Raw genomic sequence first — 18,025 nt, 5'->3', positions numbered from 1 at the left:
GCTATAATACCGCCCTTCAAATACACGCCCGCATTGGTGATGCCTGTGAAAAAAGTTGAAAAAAACATCTTGGTGCTGCACGGCGCGGATAAAATGTTCGAGCTGGTCGACAAGGTTGAGGATTACCCGAACTTTCTACCGTGGTACAGCAAGACCGAAGTCATCGGGCGTAGCGGCAACGAACTGAAGGCGCGGCTGTTTATGGACTATATGCACGTGCGCCAATCATTCGCCACGCACAACCGCAACATACCCGGCAAGGAAATCCGTATGGATTTGCTTGACGGCCCGTTCAAAACCCTGCGCGGGACATGGAAGTTCATCGATTTGGGCGACGATATGTGCAAAATCGAATTCAACCTTGAATACGATTTTTCCAATGCCGTTTTGTCCGCCTTAATTTCTCCCGTCTTCAACCACCTTTCCGCCACGCTGGTCGAAGCGTTCGTCAAAGAGGCAGACCGCCGTTATGCTTGAAATTGAGATTGTGTACGGTCTGCCCGACCGACAGGTTTTGAAAACCATGCAGCTTGCCGAGGGAACAACCGTCCGCGCCGCCGCACTGCAAAGCGGTTTGGACGGCATATTTGAAGATTTAAACCTGCATTCCGCGCCTTTGGGCATTTTCGGCAAAGCCGTCAAGGACGACACACCGCTGCGCGACGGCGACCGCATCGAAGTGTACCGCCCGCTGTTGATCGACCCCAAAGAAGCGCGCCGCAAACGCATTCAAAATCAAGAAAAATAACCATGCCGTCTGAAGCCTTCAGACGGCATTCGACAGAAACACGGAAAATATCATGTCAAACACAATCAAAATGGTTGTCGGCTTGGGCAACCCGGGCAAAGAATACGAACAGACCCGCCACAATGCGGGTTTTTGGTTCCTCGACGAACTGGCTTGGAAGTGGAAGGCTTCGTTTAAAGAAGAAAAAAAATTCTTCGGCGAAGTCGCCCGTGCTACCCTGCCCGACGGCGATGTCTGGCTGCTCAAGCCGACCACGTTCATGAACCGTTCCGGACAGGCAGTTGCCGCCCTTGCGCAGTTTTATAAAATCAAATCCGAAGAAATCCTCGTCGTCCACGACGAACTCGACATTCCTTGCGGACGGATCAAATTCAAACTCGGCGGCGGCAACGGTGGACACAACGGCTTGAAAGACATTCAGGCACGGCTCGGCACGGCCGACTATTACCGCCTGCGCCTCGGTATCGACCACCCGGGCGACCGCAACCTCGTCGTCGGCTATGTCCTGAACAAACCCAGCGCGGAACACCGCCAACAGATTGACGATGCCATTGCCAAATCCCTGCAAGCCATACCCGACATCCTTGCCGGCAAATGGGAAGAAGCAACACGTTTCCTGCATAGCAAATGACCCAATGCCGTCTGAAGCCCTTTCAGACGGCATTTTCCCGATTTCCATATCCGAACAGTCATGACCGAACTCAAACAGCTTATCCAAACCGAATCCGTCCCCGTCATCGAAGAAACCCTCGATTTTCTGCTGTACGAATGCAGCATCGACGACGCACCGTCCGCCGAAGAAGTGGCACAATGGCGCGACATACTTGCCGCACGCGGCGGCAAATTCCTGCGCCTGTCCGAAATCTGCCAAATGTGGCTGGACGAGGAGGCAGCATGAAGCTGCCGCGCAACCGCTTTATCCTGCTTTCCGCATTGTGGTTTGCCGGCGGCATCTATGCGCTGCTCAGACCCGCCGAAACCGCGCCGCCGCCTTTTCCGCATTTTGACAAAGTGGCGCACCTCGCCCTGTTTTTCGCACAAATCTGGCTTCTGACCAAAGCATTCAGAACAGGAAAACTTCCCATCCCCTACTGCAGCCTGATTGCGTTCGCCTTCTGTTTTGCCGTAGTCAGCGAATGCGCTCAGGCATGGTTTACCGCAACGCGAACCGGCAGTTTGGGCGATGTCCTTGCCGATATGGCGGGTACGGTTCTCGCACTCTTTGCCGCCCGCGCCGCCTGCCGCTTGGACTGAATCGGTTTATTTCTCCCAAACAGGATGAATCCCCCCGATGCATCCTGTTTTTCTCCTTACATATCAATCCCATCTCATAAACAAAACCGACAAATCGTTTACAATATATTTACACTACATCGGATTACAAATATACTCGAACCAGTTGCAGAACCGGCGGTTTCACAAACCGTTTCGGATTGCACGACACAAAAGAAAAACCGATTTTGTTGCCTTAAAGGAGCATTCATGAACCTGCATGCAAAGGACAAAACCCAGCATCCCGAAAACGTCGAGCTGCTCAGTGCGCAGAAGCCGATTACCGACTTTAAGGGTCTGCTGACCACTATTATTTCCGCCGTCATCTGTTTCGGCATTTACCACATCCTGCCTTACAGTCCCGATGCCAATAAAGGTATCGCGCTGCTGATTTTCGTTGCCGCACTTTGGTTTACCGAAGCCGTCCACATTACCGTAACCGCACTGATGGTGCCGGTTCTCGCCGTCGTACTCGGTTTCCCGGATATGGACATCAAAAAGGCAATGGCAGGTTTCGCCGACCCGACAATTTATATCTTCTTCGGCGGTTTCGCACTCGCCACCGCCCTGCATATGCAGCGTCTCGACCGCAAAATCGCCGTCAGCCTGCTGCACCTGTCGCGCGGCAATATGAAAGTGGCGGTTTTGATGTTGTTCCTCGTTACCGCCTTTCTGTCCATGTGGATCAGCAACACCGCGACCGCCGCGATGATGCTGCCTTTGGCAATGGGTATGATGAGCCACCTCGACCAGGAAAAAGAACGCAAAACCTATGTCTTCGTTTTGCTCGGCATTGCCTATTGCGCCAGTATCGGCGGCTTGGGAACAGTCGTTGGTTCGCCGCCGAACATGATTGCCGCCAAAGCCCTGAATCTCGATTTCGTCAGCTGGATGAAACTCGGTCTGCCCATGATGCTGCTGATTCTGCCGCTGATGCTGTTCTCCATGTACGTCATCCTCAAGCCCAACCTGAACGAGCGCGTGGAAGTTAAAGCCGAATCGATTCCGTGGACTTTGCACCGCGTTATCGCGCTGTTGATTTTCTTGGCCGCTGCCATCGCTTGGGTATTCAGCTCCAAAATCAAAGCCGCATTCGGTATTTCCAACCCCGATACCGTTATCGCCCTGATTGCCGCCGTTGCCGTCGTCGTCTTCGGCGTGGCGCAATGGAAAGAAGTTGCCCGCAACACCGACTGGGGCGTATTGATGCTCTTCGGCGGCGGTATCAGCTTAAGCGCGCTGCTGCAATCTTCCGGCGCATCTGAAGCACTGGGTCAACAGGTTGCTTCCACATTCTCCCATTCTCCTGCATTGCTGGTGATTTTCGTGGTTGCCGCCTTTATCATCTTCCTGACCGAGTTCACCAGTAACACGGCTTCTGCCGCCCTGCTTGTGCCCATTTTCGCCAGCATCGCCGCGCAAATGGGCCTGCCCGAACAAGTCTTGGTATTCGTCATCGGTGTTGGCGCGTCTTGCGCCTTCATGCTGCCGGTTGCCACACCGCCTAACGCGATTGTGTTCGGCACGGGCTTAATCAAGCAACGCGAAATGATGAATGTCGGCATACTGCTGAACATCCTCTGCGTAGTATTGGTTGCTCTGTGGGCATACTTCTTCCTGATGTAAATCCGATTCCCTAAAACGATGCCGTCTGACATAATCCGTTCAGACGGCATTGGATTTTCCGCAAGCCTCCCAATTTTGCCTGTGATTTTCAACGAAAGGAAACCCATGATTATCCTGCACACCAACAAAGGCGACATCAAAATCGAACTCGATTTCGACAAAGCCCCTGTTACCGCCAAAAACTTCGAGCAATACGTCAAAGACGGCTTCTACGACGGCGTAATCTTCCACCGCGTCATCAAAGGCTTCATGATTCAAGGCGGCGGCATGGATGAAAACATGAACGAAAAAGAAACGCGCGATCCGATTCAAAACGAAGCGTCCAACGGCCTGCCCAACGATAAATACACCATCGCCATGGCACGCACTTCCGACCCCCATTCCGCCAGTGCGCAATTCTTCATCAACACTGCCGACAATGCCTTCCTCAACCAACGCTCCAAAGAAATGTACGGCAGAACCGTCGTACAAGACTGGGGTTATGCCGTATTCGGCAAGGTAGTCGACGGTTTTGACGCTGTCGACGCCATCGAAGGCGTATCCACCAAACGCCACGGCTACCATGACGACGTACCGACCGAACCTGTCATCATCATTAAAGCCGAAGCGGTATAAACCGGCAATCCGAAAGCAGCCTGCACAAAGGCTGCTTTTTTTGTTTCAGGCGGCATAAAATCCAAGCACATATGCCGTCTGAACACCTCCCGCAGGCCTTCGGACAATGTTGCAACGTGTTAAAATAGCCTCCTTTCCTGAAACCACAACAAGGAAACCATCATGGCAAATATTGCCCGCGACATCTTCAAAGCCTACGACATCCGAGGCATTGTCGATAAAACCCTGACCAACGAAGCCGCCTATCTCATCGGCAAAGCCATCGCCACCAGAGCCGCCGAAAAAGGTATTACCCGCATCGCACTCGGACGCGACGGCCGTTTGAGCGGCCCCGGCCTGATGGCACAAATCCAACGCGGTTTTACCGACAGCGGCATCGACGTCCTCAACGTCGGCATGGTTGCCACGCCCATGCTGTATTTCGCCGCCATCAACGAATGCGGCGGCAGCGGCGTAATGATTACCGGCAGCCACAATCCGCCCGATTACAATGGTTCCAAAATGATGCTCGGCGGCGACACGCTCGCAGGCGAAGCCATTCAAGAACTTTTAGCCATTATTGAAAAAGACGGTTTTGTTGCCGCCGACAAACAAGGCAACGTAACCGAAAAAGACATCTCCGGCGAATACCACAACCACATCGTCGGCCACATCAAACTCAAACGCCCCATGAAAATCGCCATCGACGCAGGCAACGGCGTAGGCGGCGCATTCGCAGGCAAACTCTACAAAGGCTTGGGCAATGAAGTTACCGAACTTTTCTGCGAAGTGGACGGCAACTTCCCTAATCACCACCCCGACCCTTCCAAACCGAAAAACCTGCAAGACCTCATCGTCGAGCTCAAAAACGGCGAGGCCGAAATCGGCTTGGCATTTGACGGCGATGCCGACCGCTTGGGCGTAGTCACCAAAGACGGCAACATCATCTATCCAGACCGCCAATTAATGCTTTTCGCGCAAGACGTGTTGAGCCGCAATCCTAAAGCCAAAGTGATTTTCGACGTCAAATCCACCCGTCTGCTCGCGCCTTGGATTAAAGAACACGGCGGCGAACCTGTGATGGAAAAAACCGGCCACAGCTTCATCAAATCCACCATGAAAAAAACCGGCGCACTGGTTGCCGGTGAAATGAGCGGTCACGTTTTCTTTAAAGAACGCTGGTTCGGCTTCGACGACGGCATGTATGCCGGTGCACGCCTCTTGGAAATCCTGTCTGCCTTCGACAATCCGTCCGAAGTATTGAACAAGCTGCCGCAAAGCATTTCCACACCCGAACTCAACATCGACCTGCCCAAAGGCAGCAACGGCCATCAGGTTATCGACGAACTTGCCGCCAAAGCCAAATTCGAAGGCGTGACCGAAATCATCACCATCGACGGCCTGCGCGTTGAATTCCCCAACGGCTTCGGCCTGATGCGTGCTTCCAATACCACGCCGATTTTGGTGTTGCGTTTTGAAGCGGACACGCAAGCAGCCATCGAGCGTATTCAAAACCAATTCAAATCCGTCATCGAAAGCAATCCAAATCTAATCTGGCCTCTGTAAAGATAGAAAATCTGCATATCCTCAGAAATAATTAAGAAAGGAATCTCTTATGGATAAAGAAATTAAAATTTGCCCAAGATGTGAGCAAGGCTACCTTTATCATGCAAAGCCTAAATATTTCTCTGGGGAGGTCATTTTATGCGATGAATGTTATGCTATGTGGCTTGGGGATATGAAAATTTTTTACGGACAATATGGAAAAGATTTTTATGATTATCATGAGTTTATGAAAGATAAAGGCATAGAAGAAATAAATATGTGGGAAGGAGAGCTTTTTGATCACCCATATTATGAGGATGAAAAATTTAAATAATTGATTTTCTGTTCCCCGAATTTGGGAAATACGATGATATTTTAAACCCAAATATTATTTAAAGTAGCAAAATGCCGTCTGAAAGTTTCAGACGGCATTTTTCATAAATGGTTAATCAAATCTTGGCAGATTGGATTTGGCTTAAAAATCTCCGCGTCCGTTCGTGTTTGGGGTGGTCGAACAATTCTTTCGGGCTGCCCTGCTCTACGATAACGCCGCCGTCCATGACGACGACGGTAGTCGCCACCTCAAGCGCGAACTTGATTTCGTGGGTCACGACGACCATCGTCCAGCCTTCTTGCGCCAATTCCTTCATGGTATCCAAAACATCTTGCACCAATTCAGGGTCAAGCGCGGAAGTCGGTTCGTCAAACAACATCAGCTCGGGCTGAATCGCCAATGCGCGGGCGATGCCGACGCGCTGCTGTTGACCGCCGGAAAGCTGGTAGGGGTAGAGGTCAATCTTGTCGCCCAAACCGACTTTTTCAAGCAATTTCAAAGCTTCTTCGCGCGCTTTGGCGACAGGCTTGCCCTGTACGGCAACCGGTCCTTCCATCACGTTTTCCAACGCGGTTTTGTGCGGAAAGAGGTTATATTGTTGGAACACCATGCCGGATTTTCGGCGCAGCGCCAAAATATCGTGTTTGCTTGGTTTTTTGGCAAAATCGATGCTTAACGGCTGCTCGTTGTCAAACTCGATCTGACCTTGTTCAGGCATTTCCAGCGCGTTTAAACAGCGCAGAAACGTCGTTTTGCCTGAGCCGGAAGGTCCGAGAATGACAACCACCTGCCCTTTGCCCACATCCAAATCGATGCCGCGCAAAATAGCGTTTTCGCCGAAGGTTTTGCGGATATTGCGGATTTTAATCATGGCTTTCCCTTATTTGGCGACATAGCGGTCGAAGCGTTTTTCCAAGCTCGCCTGAATCAGGAACAGCACTTTGCAGAAACACCAATAAACCAATGCGGCTTCGATATAAACCGGCAAAAAGTCATAAGTACGGTTTGCCGTCTCTTGGGCGACACGGAAAAGCTCCGTTACCGTTACTACGGCGGCAAGCGAGGTGTTTTTGAACAAGCCGATAAACTCGTTGCTCAAAGGCGGCACGGCAACGCGGAATGCCTGTGGCGCGACAATGCGGCGGAAAGTCTGCATATAGGTCATGCCGATGGAGAAACCTGCTTCCCATTGGCCTTTAGGTACGGACAAAATTGCCGCGCGTATGGTTTCGGAAGCGTATGCGCCGACATTGAGCGAAAAGCCGATGATGGCGGCAGGAATCGGGTCAATATAGATGCCGACGGAAGGCAGCCCGTAAAACACAATCACAAGCTGCACCAACAGCGGCGTACCGCGAATGACGGAAATATAAAATTCCACCAGCTTCAGCAAGCATCTTTGGAAAATGCCGCCGGAGGGCATGATTCGCACCAAAGCAACGGCTACGGCAATAATCATGCCGATAACGAAAGAAGCGATCGCTAAAGGCAAAGATACTGCGAAGCCGGCTTTGACCATAGGCCAAAACGCGCTGATGAGCATATCAGCGCGTGTTTCCGTCATAAACGGCAGAGAGGCAAGGAAATTATTTAACACTGATGTCTTTTCCGAAGAATTGTTCACCCAGTTTTTTCAGCGTGCCGTCGGCTTTCAGCTCGTTGATTGCCGTACTGAATTTTGCCACGACTTCGTCATTGCCTTTATTGACAATCAAGCCGGAACCGACTTTTTCATCGGCAGGCGCAGACCAAACGATTTTCACGCCAGCATTTGGGTTTTTCTTCAGGTAGTCCAATACCGCCAATTCGTCGTTCAGGGTTGCATCGGCACGTTTTTGTTCAATCAGGGTCAGCGATTGCGCCAAACCATCAACAGCCACCAAATCTGCGCCTGCAGCTTTGGCTTTTTCACCGTAGTTGCTGGTCAGGGATTGTGCGGTTTTCACGCCTTTGATGTCGTCGATAGATTTGATGTTGCTGTCTTTACGGGCAACCAAAACCGCACCGCTCCAGCTATAAGGCTCGGATTTGTCGAATGTCGCTTGACGCTCAGGGCTGGTCAGGCCGACTTGGTTTGCCACCACGTCAAAACGGCCGGCTTTCAAGCCTGCCATCATCGAATCCCATTGTGTTTCTTTAAATTCAACTTTGATGCCCAGTTTGTCGGCAACTGCGCGGGTTACTTCGACATCGTAGCCGGTCAATTTGCCGTCTTTGTCGTGGTAGGTAAACGGTGCGTAAGTGCCTTCCGTGCCGACGGTAACCGTGCCTTTATTGTTGATGCGTTCGATTAAAGAACCGGAAACTGCCGATTGTGCAGGCGCGGAAGATGCTCCGCTGCCGCCTTCCGAACCGCCGCAGGCCGCCAAAACCAATGCGGTCATACCGCCGAGTATGAATTTTTTCAACATAATCTTCTCCTGAAGAAAAAGTGTGCAAGGGCTGCATTCTAAGTGAAATTGCGGCAAATACAAAGAACACTTTCATCACGCTGCCGAACCCGATTGCAACCAAACGGACATGCCGTCTGAATCTCCCTTGCTTTCAGACGGCATGTCCGAACTACCCGCGCAACCTGCAACAGTACAAAAAGTCGAACAGAAACCTTCTCAAACCAAAATTAAAGAAACTGAAAGAGAATCAGGCAGAACCCAAACCGTAAATAAAACACCGCGCGATACGCAAACATCAGATGCCTGCTTGCCGATTCTGTCAAAATCCGACTGCCGATTCAGTGCTATAATCCCACCCATAAAACACATGAGACCACAGAGGAACATCATGAATACGCCCCAATCAGCCATCATTCCCGACCACGCCCAAGCCGGCATCTTTATCGAAGCCGACATCGCCGCCAACCGCACCGACGATATCAAAACCGCCTGCCGTGTTTCGCTTGACGCGTTAACTGCCTTGAAAGCCCGCTTTCCGGACGACATTTTAGGCTTGACGATAGCTTTCGGCAGCAAAGCATGGGCAACATTCGGACACCCGGAAGAAGGTCGGGAAATCAAACCGTTTCCCGAAATGGGTAACGGGCTTGCACCGTCCACGCAACACGACCTCTACATCCACATCCAATCCCTCCGGCAAAGCGCCGCCTACGCGCTTGCCCAATCCGTTTTGGGCGCATTCGGCGACAGCATATGCGTCGCTTCCGAAGAACACGGTTTGCGCCTGTATCAGGATCGCGGGCTGGACGGTTTCGTCGACGGCACGGAAAACCCGCAGGGCGATGAAAAAATCCGCGAAGTCGCCATCATCCCCGAAGGGCTGCCCGATGCGGGCGGCAGCTATGTACTGCTGCAAAAATACCTGCACGATTTGAAAAAATGGGATGCCGTCCCCGTCGCCGAACAGGAGGCCTCGGTCGGACGCAGCAAGGAAACCGACGACGAATTCAGCCGCGATGTCCGCCTGCCCGATTCGCACCTCGGCCGCGTCAACCTGAAAGAAAACGGAGTCGGCCTGAAAATCGTCCGCCGCAGCCTGCCCTTCGGCAAAATCAGCGGTGAACACGGTTTGATGTTTACCGCATACTGCCGCACGCTGCACAATATCGAAGCGCAATTATTGAGTATGTTCGGCGATACGGACGGCAAAACCGACCTGCTGCTCCGGCACCTCTCCGCCGCCGTTTCGGGCGGATACTACTACGCCCCGTCCCTCGAACGCCTGCAAAACCTCTGATGCGGACCATGCCGTCTGAAACCCTTTTTCAGACGGCATTTTCCTGTTTTACCATCCAACCGTTTTCCCATATGCCCCATGTCTGCAAGCATCCAAGCATTTGACCCGCTGGCCGTCCCCATTGCCGGCACCAACCTGATTGAAGCCTCTGCCGGCACCGGCAAAACCTACGGCATCGCCGCCCTGTTTACACGTTTGATCGTATTGGAACAAAAAAGCGTCGAACGCGTATTGGTCGTAACCTTCACCAAAGCCGCCACCGCCGAGCTGAAAACACGCCTGCGCGCGCGTTTGGACGATGTGTTACAGGTTTTAGAAAGCAAAGAAATTGCCAAACTTGGAGACGACACGCTTTCAGACGGCATCGCCGCCTATTGTGCCGAACACCACAAAGGCGACACCTTCCTGCCCGCACTCTTGGAACAGGCTTTGCAAAAAGAAAGCCGGACGCGTCTGATTGTCCGCCTCAAAGCCGCCATCGGGCAATTCGACAACGCCGCCATCTATACCATACACGGCTTCTGCCAACGTATCCTGCGCGACTACGCCTTCCTGTGCCAAGCACCGTTCGATGTCGAACTGGCCGAAGAAGACGGCGACCGCCTGCTTGTCCCGGCGCAAGATTTTTGGCGCGAACGCGTCAGCAACGACCCCCAGCTTGCCGCATTGGCGTTTAAACGCAAGGCTGTGCCGCAAACTGTCCTTGCCCAAATCCGCGCCTACCTGTCCCGCCCGTACCTGAATTTCCGCTTTCCGCAAACCAATTTGCCGCAAGCCCGGGATGCCGCTTTGGCAAGCTGGCAAAACATTTGCGGAAATCTAGCTGAATTAAAAGAAACTTTTTGGCGCATCCACCCCCTTTTAAACGGCAATTCGTATCGGAAAAACAGTTTTGCCGAACTGTTTGACGCGTTGGAACAAAAAGCCCTGTCGCCGGATTTGCCCTTTTTGGAGGCAAAGCTGCACGAACGGCTCTTGAAACTCTCATCCGACAAACTCGAAGCCGCCCTCAAAAAAGGCAAAACGCCCGATGCGGCAGTATTTGCCGAATTGCAGAAACTGGCAGACTTCGGGCGCGATTTGAACGCACTCGAAGAAGCGGAAGAAGCAACAATGATCCGGCTGCAACTGGATTTAATCGGATACCTCAACCGCAGCCTTGCCGAGATGAAGAAAACCCGCCGCGAACGCGGTTTCGACGACCTGCTGCTCGATGTCCACACCGCGCTGACCGACAATCCGCACGCCGAAACCCTCGCCCGCGCCGTTGCCGAAAACTGGGAAACCGCACTGATCGACGAGTTCCAAGACACCGACCCGCTGCAATACGAAATCTTCCAAAAGATTTTCATCGCCCAAAACCGCCCGCTGTTTCTGGTCGGCGACCCAAAACAGGCGATTTACAGCTTTCGCGGTGCGGATATTTACGCCTATCTTCAGGCGGCGGAAGACGCGCAGCACCGCTACACGCTCGCCACCAACTACCGCAGCCACGCCGCGCTTATCGGCAGCATCGGCGCGCTGTTCCGCCTCAAAGAACGTCCGTTCGTTTTGGAAAACATCGGCTATTCGGAAGTCGGTGCGGCGCGTGCCGAAAGCAGGTTGTCGCCCAAACGTCCTGCCGTACAGCTCCGTTGGCTGCACGAAAACGACAATGAAAAAGCCAACAAAGACGTTTTGCGCCGCCGTGCCGCCGACTATTGCGCCGACGAAATCGCCCACACGCTCAACGAAGCCGCCGGAGGCCGTCTGAATTTCAAAGGCCGCCCGCTGCAGTCGGGCGATATTGCCGTTCTGGTACGCACGCACAACGAGGCGGTGATGGTTTCCGCCGCACTGAAAAAACGGCAGGTGCAAAGCGTCCTGCTTTCGCGCGAATCCGTGTTCGCCTCGCCCGAAGCCGCCGCCCTGTCCGCACTCATCGGCTTCTGGCTCGAACCGCGCCGCGCCGGAACGCTGCGCTTTGTCCTGACAAGCAACATATTCGGTTATGACGCGCAGCAATTGCACGACTTCAACCAAAACGAAAGCGAGATTTTGCATTGGGCGGAATCTGCCCGAACCGCACTCGACATATGGCAAAAATACGGCATTTTCGCCGCCATGCAGCAGTTTTCCCAAACACACGGCATCGAAACGCGCCTTTTAAGCCGGAACAACGGGCGCAGCCTGACCAATTATTTCCAACTGCTCGAACTGCTTGCCGCCGAAGACACGCAAAACCGCAACCCCGCCGCGCTGCACAAATGGCTGCGCGACCAAATCAGCCTGGCCGGCAACAACGGCGGCGACAACCGCGCCATCCGTTTGGAAAGCGACGAAGATTTGGTCAAAATCGTTACCATGCACGCCTCGAAAGGTTTGCAGTATCCGCTGGTGTACTGTCCGTTTGCGTGGGACGCGCAAGATACCGGGCCGTCTGACTGGCAAATCCTCCACCAAAGCGCAAACCGAACCGAACTGTTGGCAAAGGCGCAACTGTCGGAAGACGAACAGAAGCAATACGCCGACGAAGAAATGGCGGAACGCCTGCGCCTGCTTTATGTCGCGCTGACGCGTGCCGAGGAACAGCTCAACATCTACGCCGCCTATTCTTCCGATACCGCCGACAACCCCCTCGCCTACCTGATCGAAGGCTCGCTCCAAGACAGCCGCGAAACCGTCCGCCAAACCTATGACCGAGAAAAAGACGGCATCGCGATGCTCAAACACAACTGGCGGCGCGTGGCGGACAACGCCCCTTCCGGCACGGATTTCGCCTTCACAGAAAATGCGCCACCCCCTGCCGTATATTGCGGCAACGCCGGTCAAACCGCCGAATTTGCCGCCTCCGACATTCCCAAGCGCGGTTTCCGCTTCATCCGCCACACCAGCTTCACCGCCTTAAGCCGCCAAACCCAAACGCCCGACGATGGGGAAGAAGAGGTGCAGCCTTCCCTAGACCCTGCAGAAACGGCAGAATCAACTATGCCGTCTGAAACACCGACGGCTTCAGACGGCATATCGATACACGACTTTCCGAAAGGCACGCAGGCGGGGCTGTGCCTGCACGAAATTCTTGAAGATTTCAAATTCGGACAAGCAGCCGCCGGACAGGAAACCCTCATTGCCGACAAGCTGAAAAAATACGGTTTTGAAGAAATATGGCTGCCCGCCGTTGCCGAAATGGCGGAAGCCTGCCGCAAAACGCCGCTGACGGGGGCATACTGCCTGTCCGACATCCCGCCCGAGTGCCGCTGTCCCGAAATGGGCTTTACCCTCCACACCGAAGACTTCGGCCTCAAACGGCTGCGCGACTGGTTTGCCCGCGACGATATCCGATTGCCCGAAGTCTGCCGTGCCGCCGCCGAAACGCTCGACTTCCACACCGTCAACGGCTTTTTAAACGGCTTTGTCGATATGGTCTGCCAAGACCCCGACGGCAATATCTGCGTCATCGACTACAAATCAAACCACCTCGGCGCGGACGCATCCGCCTACACGCAACAGGCGATGGATGAAGCCGTCGCGCACCACCACTATTACCTTCAGGCACTGATTTACGCCGTTGCCGCCGCGCGCTATTTCAAACTGCGCGGACAACCGCCCGCCGCCGTTTCCGTCCGCTACCTGTTTTTGCGCGGCACAGACGGCAAAGGCGGCGGCGTTTGGCGTTGGGACATAGATGCCGCCGCTTTGGAACAGATAAAATAACTTCCCGTCCCTTAAGACAACAACCGCAGGAGAACCCTATGAATATCAAACACCTGATTACCGCCGCACTCATTGCCTCAGCCGCCTTTGCCACGCAGGCAGCCCCGCAAAAACCCCTATCCGCCGCCCAAACCACGCAACATTCAGCCGTTTGGATCGATGTCCGCAGCGAACAGGAATTTAGCGAAGGTCATTTGCACAACGCGGTCAACATCCCCGTCGACCAAATCGTCCGCCGCATACACGAAGCCGCGCCCGACAAAGACACGCCGGTCAACCTCTACTGCCGCAGCGGACGGCGTGCCGAAGCTGCCCTTCAAGAACTGAAAAAAGCAGGTTATACAAATGTTGCCAATCACGGCAGTTATGAAGACCTGCTCAAAAAAGGGATGAAATGACACAATGCCGTCTGAAAGGACAGGCTTTCAGACGGCATACAGCACTCCGGCACGCGGCGCAACATCGGGCGCGGCGCGTGCCGCCCCGTCCGAAGCCTGATAAACAAACCGATAAGGAACAATGATGAAACACATACTCCCCCTGATTGCCGCATCCGCACTCTGCATTTCAACCGCTTCAGCACATCCTGCCGTCAAACCGTCCACCCAAAACGAAACCGCTATGACCACGCATACCCTCACCTCAAAATACAGTTTTGACGAAACCGTCAGCCGCCTTGAAACCGCCATAAAAAGCAAAGGGATGAACATTTTTGCCGTCATCGACCATCAGGAAGCCGCCCGCCGAAACGGCTTAACGATGCAGCCGGCAAAAGTCATCATCTTCGGCACGCCCAAAGCCGGTACGCCGCTGATGGTCAAAGACCCCGCCTTCGCCCTGCAACTGCCCCTGCGCGTCCTCGTTACCGAAACAGACGGCAAAGTACGCGCCGTCTATACCGATACGCGCGCCCTGATTGCCGACAGCCGCATCGGTTTTGACGAAGTGGCAAACACTTTGGCAAACGCCGAAAAACTGATACAAAAAACCGTAGGCGAATAAGCCCGTCGCCGACATATGGCGGATGGAAATCAAATGCACACGCCCCTCATTCCCACGAAGTCGGGAATCCAATCGGTTGGGTTACCGTGATTTTCAATCATTGCCAAAACGGACGATTCCGGATTCCCGCCTTCGCGGGGATGACGGGCGTGTGTGTTTTTGCCATATCACAGGCAACTTTGCCGCAAATCTTATCTGTCGCCGGTATGCCTTCTTGTTTCAATCCGCCACAAACCAAATGCCGTCTGAACCTTCAGACGGCATTTCCGTTTATTCCCTGCTGTCGCGGCAAATATCGATGGCTTCCTGCAAACTCGAAACGCCGTAGATTTTCAGGTTCGGAAACTCTTTGGCGTTGCGCGGCATATTGGCTTTGGGGACGATGGCGCGTTTGAAGCCGAGTTTTTCCGCTTCTTTGAGCCGCTCTTGTCCGCGCGCGACGGGGCGGACTTCGCCGCTTAAGCCGATTTCGCCGAAAACCACGGTTTTTTCAGGCATAGGGCGGTTGCGGAAGCTGGAAAGCATCGCGAGGATAACCGCCAAATCCGCCGCCGGTTCGCCGATTTTCACGCCGCCGACGGCGTTGAGGAACACATCCTGATCGAAACAGGCGATGCCGCCGTGTCGGTTTAATACGGCAAGCAGCATCGCGAGGCGGTTTTGTTCCAGTCCGACGGTGAGACGTTTGGGCGTAAAGCCGTGCGCGTCATCGACCAATGCCTGAATTTCGACCAAAAGCGGACGGCTGCCTTCCTGTGTAACCAAAACGCACGAGCCGGGCGTGTCGTCGCGGTAGCTGGCGAGGAAAATGGCGGACGGGTTGGACACGCCTTTCAAACCGTTTTCGGTCATCGCGAACACACCCAATTCGTTTGCCGCGCCGAAACGGTTTTTGATGGCGCGTATCATTCGGTAGTTGGAATGCTGGTCGCCCTCGAAATACAGCACGGTATCAACCATATGCTCCAACACGCGCGGGCCGGCAATCGCGCCGTCTTTGGTCACGTGTCCGACCAATATCATAGCGGTGCCCATCTGTTTCGCCATACGCGTCAGTTGGGCGGCGCATTCGCGCACCTGCGACACGGAGCCGGGGGCGGACGTGATTTGGTCGGAATACATGGTTTGGATGGAGTCGATGACGACGACCTCGGGCTGATGCTGTTTCAAGGCCGTCTGAATCGCTTCCATGCGGATTTCGGCAAGAAGGTTTACGCCGTCGGTCGGCAGTTCCAAACGTTGCGCGCGCAGGGCGACCTGCTGGGCGGATTCCTCGCCGGAAACGTACAGCACTTTGCGGCTTTGCGCCATTTTGGCGATGGTCTGCAACAGCAGCGTGGATTTGCCGATGCCGGGGTCGCCGCCGAGCAGGATGACCGCACCATCGACCAAACCGCCGCCCAATACGCGGTCGAGTTCGCCCATACCGGTCGGATTGCGCGGCACTTCGGTCGCAGTAACGGCGGAGAGGGATTGGACGGTCGAAGTGTCCGCCGCCCAAGATTGGAAACGGGCGTTTTTCGGTTCGGGCGCGGCTAAGCTTTCCTGAAGCGTGTTCCACTCGCCGCAATGCGGGCATTTGCCCTGCCATTTCGGGGAAGTGCCGCCGCATCCGGTGCATTGGTAAAGGGTTTTAAGCGTTTTTGCCATCGGTTTTCCCTGCATCTGAAAACAAAAATGCCGTCTGAAAATAAGGACGGTTGAAATTACGCCAATGCGACAACGCCTCCGCCGTCATGTACTATCCGTACACGGCGGATATTGCCGCATTGCCTTATTTTTACCCTAACCTGCCATCCCTCGGCTTTCAGACGGCATATCAGGCAGTTTCCTGCCGGCTTACCTGCCGTGATACTGCCGCGACAGCTCGTGTACGGTGTCGACTAAGATTTTGGCGTGTTCGGGGTCAGCGTGTTGGTTGATGCCGTGTCCGAGGTTGAAGACATGGCCGCTGCCTTGTCCGTAGTCGGCGAGGATGCGTGCGGCTTCGGTGCGGATGGATTCCGGCGTACCGAAGAGGGCGGACGGATCGAAGTTACCTTGCAGGGCGACTTGATCGCCGACACGGCGGCGTGCTTCGCCGATGTTGCACGTCCAGTCCAAGCCCAATGCGTCTGCGCTGATTTGGGCCATACTTTCCAGCCAGAGTCCGCCGCCTTTGGCAAACACGATAACAGGCACGCGCCTGCTTTCGCTTTCGCGTTTCAGTCCGGCAACGATTTGGCGGATGTATTTGAGGCTGAACTCTTTAAACGCCGCATCGCTCAACACGCCGCCCCAAGTGTCGAAAATCTGCACAGCCTGCGCGCCCGCGTCGATTTGGGCGTTGAGATAGGCGGTAACGGCTTGGGCGTTGGTGTCGAGGATTTTATGCAGCAAATCGGGGCGCGAGTACATCATGGTTTTGATGGTGCGAAATTCTTTGCTGCCGCCGCCTTCGACCATGTAGCAGGCGAGCGTAAACGGGCTGCCGGAGAAGCCGATAAGCGGTACGCGGCCGTCCAATGCTTTGCGGATGGAAGTTACCGCGTCGAAAACGTATTGCAGTTTTCCCATATCGGGAACGTGCAGCTTGGCGATATCGGCTTCGTGTTGCAAGGCGCGTTCGAATTTCGGGCCCTCGCCTTCGGCAAAATACAGCCCCAAGCCCATTGCGTCGGGGACGGTCAGGATGTCGGAGAACAAAATCGCCGCGTCCAAATCGAAGCGTTCCAAAGGCTGGATGGTGACTTCGGTCGCCAATTCGGTGTTTTTGCACAAATCAAGAAAGCTGCCCGCTTTCGCGCGTGTGGCTTTATATTCGGGCAGATAACGCCCCGCCTGGCGCATCATCCAAATCGGCGTGTATTCGACGGGCTGTTTGAGCAGGGCGCGGAGGAAAGTGTCGTTTTTCAAAGAGGTCATGTGGGGCTTTCGGTTTGTTTGTAAAACGGAGAAGGAAAACGGTTTTCAGACAACCTTTGCGGCGGTTTCCGCAATGAAAGGTCGTCTGAAAAGGGAGGGACGGGCACATTTGCCTAGGTAATCATCAGTAGATGATTAAACGGCAGCAGGTTTTCATGGGGTTTCAATGGTGCGTTTATCTTCGATATGGATAACTTTGGGTTCTTCAGCATCACAATCGCGATGAGAGCGCCCTTCGATACCGATTTTGAAATCTTCATCCAATCCTTCTTCTTTTAGGATTAGCGTAAAAATTTCAGGATGATGGCATGAAACGGCATATCCATCGCCACTATCTAAAGTGATAATGCCAAAATCTGCAGATGGTGTTCCTATTTGAACCTTGCCCCATTTGCTTAATATCTCTTTAGCTTGTTTCTCCAGATCTTTTTCCGGTTCAAGTAAAATGACGCAAGTCCCATTTTCAAAGAGCACCCAAGATTTTTCGTTTCCATTAATGCTCTTTTTCCAAACATCAATTAACTTTTGTCGATAAGCAGGCGTTCCAATTTCAAATATTTTTTTCTTTTCCTTAAAGGAATCTGAAGGTCCCATCAAATTCTCCCAGATAAAGATAT

General features: G+C 53.7%; 19 protein-coding genes. 13 read left to right on the top strand and 6 right to left on the bottom strand.

Going from position 1 to position 18,025, the window contains the following annotated elements:
- Positions 1-45: 45 nt before the first annotated feature.
- The 9 genes from Q3O12_RS08765 (at position 46) to Q3O12_RS08725 (ending at position 6,119) form a co-directional block, all read left to right on the top strand.
- On the top strand, positions 46-477 hold the full coding sequence (locus tag Q3O12_RS08765) for a type II toxin-antitoxin system RatA family toxin (RefSeq protein ID WP_301670162.1): 432 nt from the start codon (positions 46-48) through the stop codon (positions 475-477).
- On the top strand, positions 470-748 hold the full coding sequence (locus Q3O12_RS08760) for an RnfH family protein (RefSeq protein WP_301670111.1): 279 nt from the start codon (positions 470-472) through the stop codon (positions 746-748). The genes Q3O12_RS08765 and Q3O12_RS08760 overlap by 8 nt, the downstream gene beginning before the upstream one ends.
- Positions 749-800: 52 nt before the next feature.
- Positions 801-1,379 (top strand): aminoacyl-tRNA hydrolase, encoded by a 579-nt coding sequence (pth, locus tag Q3O12_RS08755; RefSeq protein ID WP_301670110.1) that lies wholly within the window; start codon positions 801-803, stop codon positions 1,377-1,379.
- A 60-nt stretch (positions 1,380-1,439) separates the two neighbouring features.
- Positions 1,440-1,646, top strand: a complete 207-nt coding sequence (locus Q3O12_RS08750; RefSeq protein ID WP_301667896.1) for a dioxygenase — start codon at positions 1,440-1,442, stop codon at positions 1,644-1,646.
- Positions 1,643-2,002 carry a VanZ family protein gene (locus tag Q3O12_RS08745; protein WP_301670109.1) on the top strand — a complete coding sequence of 120 codons (360 nt, stop codon included), beginning with the start codon at positions 1,643-1,645 and terminating at the stop codon, positions 2,000-2,002. The genes Q3O12_RS08750 and Q3O12_RS08745 overlap by 4 nt, the downstream gene beginning before the upstream one ends.
- 228 nt (positions 2,003-2,230) lie before the next feature.
- Positions 2,231-3,646 (top strand): SLC13 family permease, encoded by a 1,416-nt coding sequence (locus Q3O12_RS08740; RefSeq protein WP_003750818.1) that lies wholly within the window; start codon positions 2,231-2,233, stop codon positions 3,644-3,646.
- A gap of 105 nt (positions 3,647-3,751) precedes the next feature.
- On the top strand, positions 3,752-4,261 hold the full coding sequence (locus tag Q3O12_RS08735) for a peptidylprolyl isomerase (protein ID WP_107818727.1): 510 nt from the start codon (positions 3,752-3,754) through the stop codon (positions 4,259-4,261).
- A gap of 162 nt (positions 4,262-4,423) precedes the next feature.
- Entirely contained in the window at positions 4,424-5,806 is a 1,383-nt protein-coding gene (locus Q3O12_RS08730) for a phosphomannomutase/phosphoglucomutase (protein ID WP_301670108.1), read from the top strand.
- A 49-nt stretch (positions 5,807-5,855) separates the two neighbouring features.
- Positions 5,856-6,119: a hypothetical protein gene (locus Q3O12_RS08725; RefSeq protein ID WP_002234239.1), complete on the top strand. Its 264-nt coding sequence runs from the start codon at positions 5,856-5,858 to the stop codon at positions 6,117-6,119.
- A gap of 115 nt (positions 6,120-6,234) precedes the next feature.
- Here the strand turns inward: Q3O12_RS08725 and Q3O12_RS08720 are convergent, their stop codons facing one another.
- The 3 genes from Q3O12_RS08720 to Q3O12_RS08710 are packed head-to-tail and all read right to left on the bottom strand — an operon-like array spanning position 6,235 to position 8,530.
- Positions 6,235-6,990 (bottom strand): amino acid ABC transporter ATP-binding protein, encoded by a 756-nt coding sequence (locus Q3O12_RS08720; RefSeq protein ID WP_301670107.1) that lies wholly within the window; start codon positions 6,988-6,990, stop codon positions 6,235-6,237.
- Between the two features lie 9 nt (positions 6,991-6,999).
- Positions 7,000-7,716, bottom strand: coding sequence for an amino acid ABC transporter permease (locus Q3O12_RS08715; RefSeq protein WP_301670106.1), 717 nt, complete (start codon positions 7,714-7,716; stop codon positions 7,000-7,002).
- Positions 7,706-8,530, bottom strand: a complete 825-nt coding sequence (locus Q3O12_RS08710) for an amino acid ABC transporter substrate-binding protein (RefSeq protein ID WP_301670105.1) — start codon at positions 8,528-8,530, stop codon at positions 7,706-7,708. Before Q3O12_RS08710 ends, Q3O12_RS08715 begins: the two co-directional genes overlap by 11 nt.
- Positions 8,531-8,900: 370 nt before the next feature.
- Here Q3O12_RS08710 and Q3O12_RS08705 point away from each other — a divergent pair, with 370 nt between their 5' ends.
- The 4 genes from Q3O12_RS08705 to Q3O12_RS08690 all read left to right on the top strand — a co-directional run bounded on the left by Q3O12_RS08705 (position 8,901) and on the right by Q3O12_RS08690 (position 14,504).
- Positions 8,901-9,809 carry a Dyp-type peroxidase gene (locus tag Q3O12_RS08705; protein ID WP_301670104.1) on the top strand — a complete coding sequence of 303 codons (909 nt, stop codon included), beginning with the start codon at positions 8,901-8,903 and terminating at the stop codon, positions 9,807-9,809.
- Between the two features lie 78 nt (positions 9,810-9,887).
- Positions 9,888-13,502, top strand: coding sequence for an exodeoxyribonuclease V subunit beta (gene recB, locus Q3O12_RS08700; protein ID WP_301670103.1), 3,615 nt, complete (start codon positions 9,888-9,890; stop codon positions 13,500-13,502).
- Between the two features lie 38 nt (positions 13,503-13,540).
- The gene (locus tag Q3O12_RS08695; RefSeq protein ID WP_115177693.1) at positions 13,541-13,900 is read left to right on the top strand and encodes a rhodanese-like domain-containing protein; all 360 of its coding nucleotides are present in this window, start codon (positions 13,541-13,543) and stop codon (positions 13,898-13,900) included.
- 124 nt (positions 13,901-14,024) lie between these two features.
- Complete coding sequence (locus Q3O12_RS08690) at positions 14,025-14,504, top strand: DUF302 domain-containing protein (RefSeq protein WP_301670161.1); 480 nt, start codon at positions 14,025-14,027, stop codon at positions 14,502-14,504.
- Positions 14,505-14,774: 270 nt separating this feature from the next.
- On the opposite strand, the gene radA is transcribed toward Q3O12_RS08690, so the two are convergent.
- The 3 genes from radA to Q3O12_RS08675 all read right to left on the bottom strand — a co-directional run bounded on the left by radA (position 14,775) and on the right by Q3O12_RS08675 (position 18,002).
- Positions 14,775-16,154 (bottom strand): DNA repair protein RadA, encoded by a 1,380-nt coding sequence (radA, locus tag Q3O12_RS08685; RefSeq protein WP_301670102.1) that lies wholly within the window; start codon positions 16,152-16,154, stop codon positions 14,775-14,777.
- A gap of 189 nt (positions 16,155-16,343) precedes the next feature.
- Positions 16,344-17,408 carry a uroporphyrinogen decarboxylase gene (hemE, locus tag Q3O12_RS08680; RefSeq protein WP_118813993.1) on the bottom strand — a complete coding sequence of 355 codons (1,065 nt, stop codon included), beginning with the start codon at positions 17,406-17,408 and terminating at the stop codon, positions 16,344-16,346.
- 153 nt (positions 17,409-17,561) lie between these two features.
- Positions 17,562-18,002, bottom strand: coding sequence for a hypothetical protein (locus tag Q3O12_RS08675; protein WP_118787014.1), 441 nt, complete (start codon positions 18,000-18,002; stop codon positions 17,562-17,564).
- Positions 18,003-18,025: the final 23 nt, after the last annotated feature.

Source organism: Neisseria benedictiae (genome assembly GCF_958267435.1).
In the GTDB taxonomy this organism is placed as follows: domain Bacteria; phylum Pseudomonadota; class Gammaproteobacteria; order Burkholderiales; family Neisseriaceae; genus Neisseria; species Neisseria bergeri.
The sequence above is the reverse complement of the archived record's forward strand: the minus strand, read 5'-3'. Positions and strand labels throughout refer to the sequence as shown.

Bases quoted from the DNA above. Each gene is read 5' to 3' on its own strand.
- pth (WP_301670110.1), top strand. From the start codon at position 801: ATGTCAAACACAATCAAAATGGTTGTCGGCTTGGGCAACCCGGGCAAA.
- Q3O12_RS08725 (WP_002234239.1), top strand. From the start codon at position 5,856: ATGGATAAAGAAATTAAAATTTGCCCAAGATGTGAGCAAGGCTACCTT.
- Q3O12_RS08690 (WP_301670161.1), top strand. From the start codon at position 14,025: ATGAAACACATACTCCCCCTGATTGCCGCATCCGCACTCTGCATTTCA.
- recB (WP_301670103.1), top strand. From the start codon at position 9,888: ATGTCTGCAAGCATCCAAGCATTTGACCCGCTGGCCGTCCCCATTGCC.
- Q3O12_RS08745 (WP_301670109.1), top strand. From the start codon at position 1,643: ATGAAGCTGCCGCGCAACCGCTTTATCCTGCTTTCCGCATTGTGGTTT.
- Q3O12_RS08675 (WP_118787014.1), bottom strand. From the start codon at position 18,002: ATGGGACCTTCAGATTCCTTTAAGGAAAAGAAAAAAATATTTGAAATT.
- Q3O12_RS08730 (WP_301670108.1), top strand. From the start codon at position 4,424: ATGGCAAATATTGCCCGCGACATCTTCAAAGCCTACGACATCCGAGGC.
- Q3O12_RS08710 (WP_301670105.1), bottom strand. From the start codon at position 8,530: ATGTTGAAAAAATTCATACTCGGCGGTATGACCGCATTGGTTTTGGCG.
- radA (WP_301670102.1), bottom strand. From the start codon at position 16,154: ATGGCAAAAACGCTTAAAACCCTTTACCAATGCACCGGATGCGGCGGC.
- Q3O12_RS08705 (WP_301670104.1), top strand. From the start codon at position 8,901: ATGAATACGCCCCAATCAGCCATCATTCCCGACCACGCCCAAGCCGGC.
- Q3O12_RS08740 (WP_003750818.1), top strand. From the start codon at position 2,231: ATGAACCTGCATGCAAAGGACAAAACCCAGCATCCCGAAAACGTCGAG.
- Q3O12_RS08720 (WP_301670107.1), bottom strand. From the start codon at position 6,990: ATGATTAAAATCCGCAATATCCGCAAAACCTTCGGCGAAAACGCTATT.
- hemE (WP_118813993.1), bottom strand. From the start codon at position 17,408: ATGACCTCTTTGAAAAACGACACTTTCCTCCGCGCCCTGCTCAAACAG.
- Q3O12_RS08750 (WP_301667896.1), top strand. From the start codon at position 1,440: ATGACCGAACTCAAACAGCTTATCCAAACCGAATCCGTCCCCGTCATC.
- Q3O12_RS08695 (WP_115177693.1), top strand. From the start codon at position 13,541: ATGAATATCAAACACCTGATTACCGCCGCACTCATTGCCTCAGCCGCC.
- Q3O12_RS08760 (WP_301670111.1), top strand. From the start codon at position 470: ATGCTTGAAATTGAGATTGTGTACGGTCTGCCCGACCGACAGGTTTTG.
- Q3O12_RS08735 (WP_107818727.1), top strand. From the start codon at position 3,752: ATGATTATCCTGCACACCAACAAAGGCGACATCAAAATCGAACTCGAT.